Annotated in this window: 7 protein-coding genes and 1 pseudogene; 6 read left to right on the plus strand and 2 right to left on the minus strand. The window is 56.3% G+C overall.

Annotated features, from left to right (window positions below; translation table 11 throughout):
• From IVA80_RS04700 to IVA80_RS04720, 6 genes and pseudogenes are all read left to right on the plus strand, one after another.
• The coding region (locus IVA80_RS04700; protein WP_247426053.1) for an aminotransferase class III-fold pyridoxal phosphate-dependent enzyme at positions 1–325 on the plus strand (325 nt) is incomplete at its 5' end.
• 619 nt (positions 326–944) lie between these two features.
• Positions 945–1,657 (plus strand): annotated as a pseudogene (locus IVA80_RS04705) (acetylxylan esterase).
• A 5-nt stretch (positions 1,658–1,662) separates the two neighbouring features.
• A complete protein-coding gene (locus IVA80_RS38190; RefSeq protein ID WP_346347964.1) occupies positions 1,663–1,869 on the plus strand; it encodes an acetylxylan esterase in 207 nt (68 codons plus the stop codon).
• A gap of 298 nt (positions 1,870–2,167) precedes the next feature.
• Positions 2,168–2,506 (plus strand): hypothetical protein, encoded by a 339-nt coding sequence (locus IVA80_RS38545; RefSeq protein WP_346347963.1) that lies wholly within the window; start codon positions 2,168–2,170, stop codon positions 2,504–2,506.
• A gap of 267 nt (positions 2,507–2,773) precedes the next feature.
• Positions 2,774–5,419: a CehA/McbA family metallohydrolase gene (locus IVA80_RS04715; protein WP_247426055.1), complete on the plus strand. Its 2,646-nt coding sequence runs from the start codon at positions 2,774–2,776 to the stop codon at positions 5,417–5,419.
• 66 nt (positions 5,420–5,485) lie between these two features.
• Positions 5,486–5,755 (plus strand): hypothetical protein, encoded by a 270-nt coding sequence (locus IVA80_RS04720; RefSeq protein WP_247426056.1) that lies wholly within the window; start codon positions 5,486–5,488, stop codon positions 5,753–5,755.
• Positions 5,756–6,427: 672 nt separating this feature from the next.
• Here IVA80_RS04720 and IVA80_RS04725 read toward each other — a convergent pair.
• The gene (locus IVA80_RS04725; RefSeq protein WP_247426058.1) at positions 6,428–6,940 is read right to left on the minus strand and encodes a hypothetical protein; all 513 of its coding nucleotides are present in this window, start codon (positions 6,938–6,940) and stop codon (positions 6,428–6,430) included.
• A gap of 116 nt (positions 6,941–7,056) precedes the next feature.
• Positions 7,057–7,644, minus strand: a 588-nt coding sequence (locus IVA80_RS04730) for a hypothetical protein (protein WP_247426060.1), incomplete at its 5' end; no start/stop codon positions are given.

A 7,644-nucleotide genomic window follows, 5' to 3' on the forward strand; every position in this document is an offset into this window, starting at 1 on the left:
ACTGGAAGCGCCATTTCAGAATGGACTTAGGCAACTCGCCGAATTGCCATTCGTGGGAGATGTGCGCGGGGTAGGCCTACTTGCTGCGCTGGAACTAGTTGCTGATAAGAAGTCGAAGCGCCCATTCTCGGAGCCCGGACGAGTGGGCGCAATGGCAATGCAGATCGCCCACGATCAGGGTCTCATCCTGCGCGCCATTGGTGATACTCTCGCCCTGTGTCCACCTTTGATCGTGACAGAAGATCAGGTGCGCGAGATCATCGAACGAATGCGGCGCATCATCACCCTGACGATCGAACGCATTCCCGATTTGGGCGTTGCATGAAGCACAACAAACTCGGGGGCTGATAATCGTTCGACTCGAAGCTGTATGGCGCTCTCCGGACCGGCCCGCCTGCAGCTTCCTTCGCCTGCTGGTTTACTTAACGGATTCGAGCCTCTTTCCGAAGCGGCATCCCTCGCCTCTTGATGGCAATCTCTCCTACTTGGACGGGAGGCCCGCTAATGATTGTCGAGCTGCACTGGCCGCCGCGGCCCTTTTGCGAAAGCAATTGCAGTCTGCGCTTGAGAGCGACCCCAATGAAGATCAATGGGGCGAGCCGGCAGAGGTTCCGTGGAATCAGGGAAGCCGGACAGACTCATATTGCTTGATCGACTCCAATCTGTTGCGATTGCAGGCAAAGGCTACAGGAAGGTTCAGGCTCCTGTATGTCGCTCGGTTAGATGACAAGCCTAGCGATTGCGGAGCCTCTGTTTTTTCCGTATTGAATGGAGTGCTCGACGCTGATGGAAATAGGTGGCGGTGTAGACTCGCCCCACGCCGAGCACTTTGCGGGAGATGGCCGCCAGTCTTTCCAGTCCTGCATGCCTTAGAACTTGAAAGCCCAGATGCCTTCAGCAGCTTCCTGTCACGATAGGATTCTTCACCTATGCCGATAGTTGATATGCCTTTGTCACACCTACAAGAGTATCAGGGCCGCAACCCGCGGCCGGAGGACTTCGATGACTTCTGGGATAGGTCACTCGCGGAAATGCGCTCGCTGAATGCTGACGTGGAAATTGTGCCGGCGTCTTTCAAGGCCAATTTCGCGGATTGCTTTGACCTGTTCTTCACTGGAGTGCGCGGCGCGCGGATTCATGCCAAGCTCGTACGCCCTAAGCTACTTTCGAAGCAGGCTCGAGCCGTGGTCAGACTTCATGGCTATAGCTCAAATAGCGGCGACTGGGTCGGACACTTGTCCCTTGCGGCGGCCGGCTTTGTGGTCGCGGCGCTCGATTGCCGAGGCCAGGGGGGACTGTCGGTGGAGTGAAAGGCAACACCTTATCATGGGCACATAATCCGCGGTTTGTATGACGGCCCGGATAAGCTGCTGTTTCGCGACATCTTCTTGGATGCGGCGCAACTGGCGGGAATCGTGATGGCCATGCCCGAGGTGGATGCCGAGCGGGTAGCCGTCGAAGGCTGCTCGCAGGGGGAGGTTTAGCTCTAGCCTGTGCAGCGCTCGAGCCGCGAATCCACCGCGCGGCAGCGACATACCCGTTTCTCTGCGATTATCAACGTGTCTGGGAAATGGATCTGGCGAAGGACGCTTATCAGGAACTTCGGACGTTCTTTCGGTTGTTTGATCCGACCCATGAACACATTGCGGGCGCTTAGGATATATTGATTGCCAGCACCTGGCGGCCCGCATCAAGGGAGAGGTGTTTATGGTCACCGGCCTGATGGACACCGTCTGCCCGCCGAGCACGCAGTTTGCGGCCTATAACAAGATCACCAGCAAGAAGAACATGCTGATTTACCCTGATCATGGCCATGAAAGACTGCCGCGGGAGCCCGATCATGTTTTTGAATTCCTCTGTCAGATATGACAACCTAGTCACCTGAAACTAGCATTACAGTCGTAATTTTTGTTTTTGATGCAACGTCCTTGAGCATGGCATTGTCGAGTATCGCGTCTGCTAGTTTCGCTTGCGCAAGACCGTCAACACTCGCGTCCCATCAAGTGTTCGATGTTCTCCGCAAATGTCGATAACACTGTTCTTCGGATAATTCGTCCGACTTCTCGCCACATACGCATGGAGGCGGCTTCCAAGATCAGTTTGCGGGGCCGGTCCAGTAAGGGCGTAGGCGTTCGATCCGGCCGAAAACGGCGCCTGAGCGCGGAATTTGAGCGTCAATGCTCCCTTCATTGCATTAATCGGTATTGGGAGACAGTTAGCTTTATCGGGCAACAGTAACGCTGCACCGTCTTTCGTCCCGTTGTCCCAAGGAGACAACAAATGCCCAGTTCTCAACCACGGCGTCGTCGTTGGTCTGACCACACGCCGGAACCCGGTCAAGAACCTGACGTTCTCTGTCGACCTCGCCTACACAATGCTCGACCAAAAGTATGCGAGCGGAAGCATCGTGACGGTGCCGCTTCAGTCAGCTGTCGCCAAGCCGGTGCTGTCTAAGAGAAGGATCAGAACAGCTAACCTTGTTGCTGCGCGCCCAGCGCAATGGTGAGTCTCTTTCGAACTAGCGGAAGCAGAAAAGGGAGCAGCTCTGTACGGCTAAGTCTAACCTCCACAGAGGCGTCCGGGTATGCCCGCCGTTCACCGAAGCCAAATGGGTCGCGCTATGCCCACGGTTCGAATCCGACCGGTCGCAGCCGCTTTCTGCCTGTCCTGCAATGAAGTGTTGGCTCATCGGGGGCGTCGGGACGCGCGAGCCGCATGAATGCGATACGTTCATGTCTATTACGGGCAACATGCCCATCGGAGTAAAGCCAAAATGAAAACGCCCGCCTCGCCGCATTTCACTCCCTTGGACCTTAAAGGCAATTTCAACGCTAGACGGCACGAACTGGGCGTTGGGCTCGGTAGGAAAGAGGGCGACAGCGATTGGACCGACGAGCTCCGAGGACACCAGACGTGTCGAGGCATACCGTTCATCTTCGGTGACGAAGATGGTCCGGATGTGCTCGCCTTATATCCCGGAAAAGCTCCTGCCAACCTCGTCCTGCCGCCGACAGTGGCAACTTACGTGATTTTTGTTCAGGTAGTCGCGGATCGCCCTCCCACGACGCCTCATGGCTTTGGGCATACCGGGTCGGCCATACCTTCCACTACTAATGAGGGCAACGAACTTGGCGACTTGGTGTCGACCTACTCGCTCCAGTATACCGATGGTACTGAGAGTCACGTTCCCGTATTGCGGCGGTTCGGAATCCAACAGACGCATATATGTTTCGGTGCCAGTCCATTTGCAGCGGTACCGGCACGAGGGCCAACCGTACACGTCACCCATCGCGAAGACTTTGAACTTGGCCGGGCGCCAACTCTAGCCTTCGGTCTTGCCGAGACGCGCATGCGTTCGGGACGCCTTAATTTTACTCAAGGAGAAAACCTTTGGCTATATGCGCTGCCTAATCCGCATCCCCATAAGGAGGTTACAGGCCTTCGGATGCGCGCGGAAAATGACGCCTCGCTGATCTATGCGGTGAGTACGACTGCGCTCGCGGAGCATCCCCTGCGTCTTCGAGATCGCCGCAAGTTGAGAATGCGCTTACCCCCCGGGGTTCGTCTTAACAAGCTAGGAGAACTCGACACCGACGATCGATGTGATCAGGTCAGTATTGACCTCGGTACAGTTATCTCGGCTCGCGCCGTGCTCGAGTACTCGCAATCCGATTGGCTGAGCGATCTGCATGACGTCCAGCCCGTGCGGTCTGATCGAGAAGTTATCGTCGAGTACTCGGCTCACCCCGATGCAAGACTTTATCTGCGGTCTGAAGAAAACGGCTTGCTCGTGCAGGAGCTTCGTTCGCTGGAAGCTACGCACTCGCCCACCAACTCCCCCCTCAAAGCCCTAGCCATCGAGCCAGCCGCGAGGCCCGTCGCATTTCGGATAATTGATAACGACACAGGCCGGCGCGTTGCCGCACGCTTGCATGTTCATGGCCCGCACGGTGAGTACATCCCGCCAAAAGGGCACCACCGGAAGGTCAATCGCGGCTGGTTTGAGGACTTCGCCGCCGAATTTGCAAATGGCTTAAATCAATATGCCTATGTGGATGGAAATTGTATCATCGATCTTCCGATCGGCGCTGTCTCCGTCGAAATAACAAGGGGCTTTGAGATGCGCCCGCTCCGGCGCATTGTCGACATTGATCAGAACACGGAGACCCTTACCTTCGAGCTTGAGAAAGTGCTGCGCTGGCGCGAGCATGGTTGGGTTAGTGCCGACACGCATGTTCATTTTCTGAGCCCGCAGACTGCCCTTCTCGAGGGGCAGGCGGAAGGGGTGAACGTTGTCAACTTGCTCGCGGCCCAGTGGGGCGAAATGTTCAGTAACGTTGGCGACTTCGACGGCCGAACGACTCTGGGAGCGAAGGACTTCGGCGGCGATGGCGAGTTCTTGGTTCGCGTCGGAACAGAGAACCGCATGCAGGTTCTAGGGCACATCTCTCTTCTCGGGTATGAAGGCGAGATCATCAATCCGCTCTCTGCCGGCGGCCCAGATGAAGCAGCGATCGGTGATCCATTAGATACCATCATGGCCGGCTGGGCAGAGCGTTGCCGTCAGCAAGGAGGCCTCGTCGTGATGCCACATGCGCCGAACCCACAGGCCGAGCGTGCAGCGGACATCATTCTTGGAGTGGTGGACGCGATCGAGATGATGTCCTTCAATCCGCGAGAGGGGCAGATCAGTGCTTTCGGCCTTGCCGATTGGTATCGGTATCTGAACATTGGCTATCAGCTGCCGTTGGTTGCGGGTTCCGACAAGATGGGCGCTGCATACCTCCTTGGAGGGGTCCGAACATATGCGCACCTCGGACACCGCGATTTTACGTATCGGAACTGGATGGACGCTGTGCGGAGTGGGGACACGTTCATCACAGTCGGACCCCTCGTTAGTATGGCCGTGGAAGGGCGACCTCCTGGAAGCAAGATCCAGCTCCCTCCTGGAGGCGGGACGGTTGCGGTCAACTGGCGAGTTGAATCCGTTAGCGTCCTTACGAACCGCGTAGAACTCATTCGTAACGGCGCGGTTGTCGATGAATTCCGTTACGATAAGTTGTCGTGCCAAGGGCAGAGCGCACTGCATGTCACAGAGTCGTGTTGGTTGGCGATACGCATTCGAGGCAGTGTCTGTGAACGTGCTGCTGACATAGCTGCACATACCAGCGCCGTCTACGTCGAGGTCGGAGGTGATCCAATCTTTGCAACGGCCGACGCAGTCGCGGTCCTTGCGCAGATCGAGGGGTCAATAGCTTACTTGGATACACTGGCTCCGAGGGCCGATGAAGTTCGGCATTCACGCTTAAGAGCCGCTCTAGAACTTGCTCATCATCGTCTGCATCATCGTCTTCACCAACTTGGCGCTAACCACGCGCATACCCCGGTTCACTCGATTCACATGAAACGCGAGCATTGATAGGTAGCAGGCCCTCGCGGTACGCATATCTATCCGGTTCCGCGTCGTCCAATCGGACTATGCTGGATGTCGGCGCAACCGCGTACTTTCTCTGCTGCCGGATCGAAATGGCGAGACGGTCGGGAAGGCCATTCGGGCATCGAGATCGCGGCGCGCAAACGCGTCGGCACCTATGCCGATGGTGCCCGTCGAGAAGCTCCCGATGCAACCAAGGTCGCCGACCGCTGGCATCTTCCTCAGAACCTCCGCGAGGCGCTGCGTCTGGCAGTTTCGCCGGTTTCACCGTTAGAAGACGTTTGTTGGGTTGCACAAACAAATATCGGACAGTCGTTATGACTTTAGCCGTCCCTGTGGGAAAAGGAGCTGCCCCGCCTGGCCGGCAAATCCAAACTCGCTGCGGCGATCCGCTATGCTGTTATCCACGCACATCGACTCGAGCGTTTCTTAAGCGGCGGAACGAGATCTACTCCAACGCTGTCGATCAGAAGGAAAGGATAAGCTTTTAACTAACGGGCAGTCACGGCGGTGGTCGGACCTAGACGATTATCGCCATGCTGCGGCAGCACGCGAAGATGAATGAGGTCGATCCACATGCGCAGCTCATGCAAACTCTCGATGCATCGCGCTGCGGTTCGCGCTCTCTCAGAATCGCGTCTCGCATGCCCAGGAACTTCAAACCTTGGATGCCTTCAACACCTACCTTATCATGAAAGGAGCTTCACCTATGCCGCTCCTGATGCTTTACCGCTCGGACAAGCACGCTCGCCATCTCTGACGCATTGGTGGAGACGCGAGTTCGTTCGAGCTTGGTGGCCACATCGATGCCTGGAACGCAAGGTGCGCAGTGCCGCAAGCGGCTGCAGGTCGATTGACGCGCGGATTACTAGATCCGGAATAATGAAAGGCGAATCTGCTTATATAGGAGCCTGTCGGGAATTTTCGACAGTAGGAAGGCCTGTGCTGCGCTGACTGCTCCCATATTCAGGTGAGGGTTAACCGACTGGCGACTCATTTAATAAACGCAAACTCCAGATCGTGGTTATTCGTTACTTCAGCTGCCCAGGCCCACAGCGATTCGGCGTGGGTGGCATATGCCGAAGTTTCGTCACCACCAACGATCATGCCGTACCACTGTTTTTCCTTAGTGACGGACCCTGCAAAGGAAAAGCCTTGCCGGAGTGCTGCGCCTGAATCTTCTGGACGACTTACCGGCAGCAGTATGTACATCGGCTGCCTATGTCCAATCATCAAGGCGTCCGTAAGGGATGAAAGCTCCCCGCTATCAAACAGATCAATCGACTTCCTTACCGTGACCGCCGAGATCCGCGCCAAAGTATCCCCAGGCCTCCCTGCACCACGAAATGCAACAGGCTCCTCCTGCAGAAGGGACGAGATCGGCTTGACTACAGCACCGCGCACAGACGCCCCACACCAATTGAATGCCGCAGGTGCCTTCAATTTGACCAGCGCTGCATCAATGCGCGTCTCGACGATTTCCTGTACTTCGCTGTCCTCGTCCATTGAGTGATGACTAGTTTTTCCGACGCACGCGGAATGCGATCCAAGCAGCAGTTTCCAGACCTGACGGGGTCGCCCCACCAAAGCTTCTGATCCGAGCCGGAGGACGTGTCCACATGTCAGGGCAAAAGCAGGCCGATCGTTGACGAAGAATATTCCACAAATTGTTCCGTGGACGTTCGCGCTCGCGAGGCCTCTTGAATTCTCACCCCAGCCTTGACGGTTGCTGGTCCTGACTTGCGATAGATGACGGGACTTTTGTGATATGATCTGCGTTTTAGGTATCTCTCTGACCAGTGGCGGGGATGGATATCAATGATGATTTCAAGTTGCGGCGCTCGTAGCTCCACATAGAGGTGCGTGGGTGGTCGATCACTCACTCGAAAGTGGCCCCCTGACAGGCCATCGGCGACGATAGCGACTCCAATTTTTTCTTTTAGTTCCTCGAAGATCAAATCACGGGCGTGTGGATCCCAGTGCAAATCCCTAACAACTGACTGCCCGCGCCAACCTAACCGCGCTTCGATATACTGAGGGGCAAACCGTAGATGTTGCCCGGTGGTCGCCTCTGGCTCGACATAGTCAAAAAGATCTTGTTCGAAGAAGTCGTGAGCTGGTCCCGGTTGTCTGAACAGATTTTCCGCGTTGATAAGTGGAGCCTCTGCCGGGGTTAGGCTGCCAAGCGGATTGGCAGCGGGGTGAAGTAG

The sequence above is a fragment of the Bradyrhizobium sp. 139 genome, assembly GCF_023074175.1.
Taxonomy (GTDB): Bacteria; Pseudomonadota; Alphaproteobacteria; order Rhizobiales; family Xanthobacteraceae; genus Bradyrhizobium.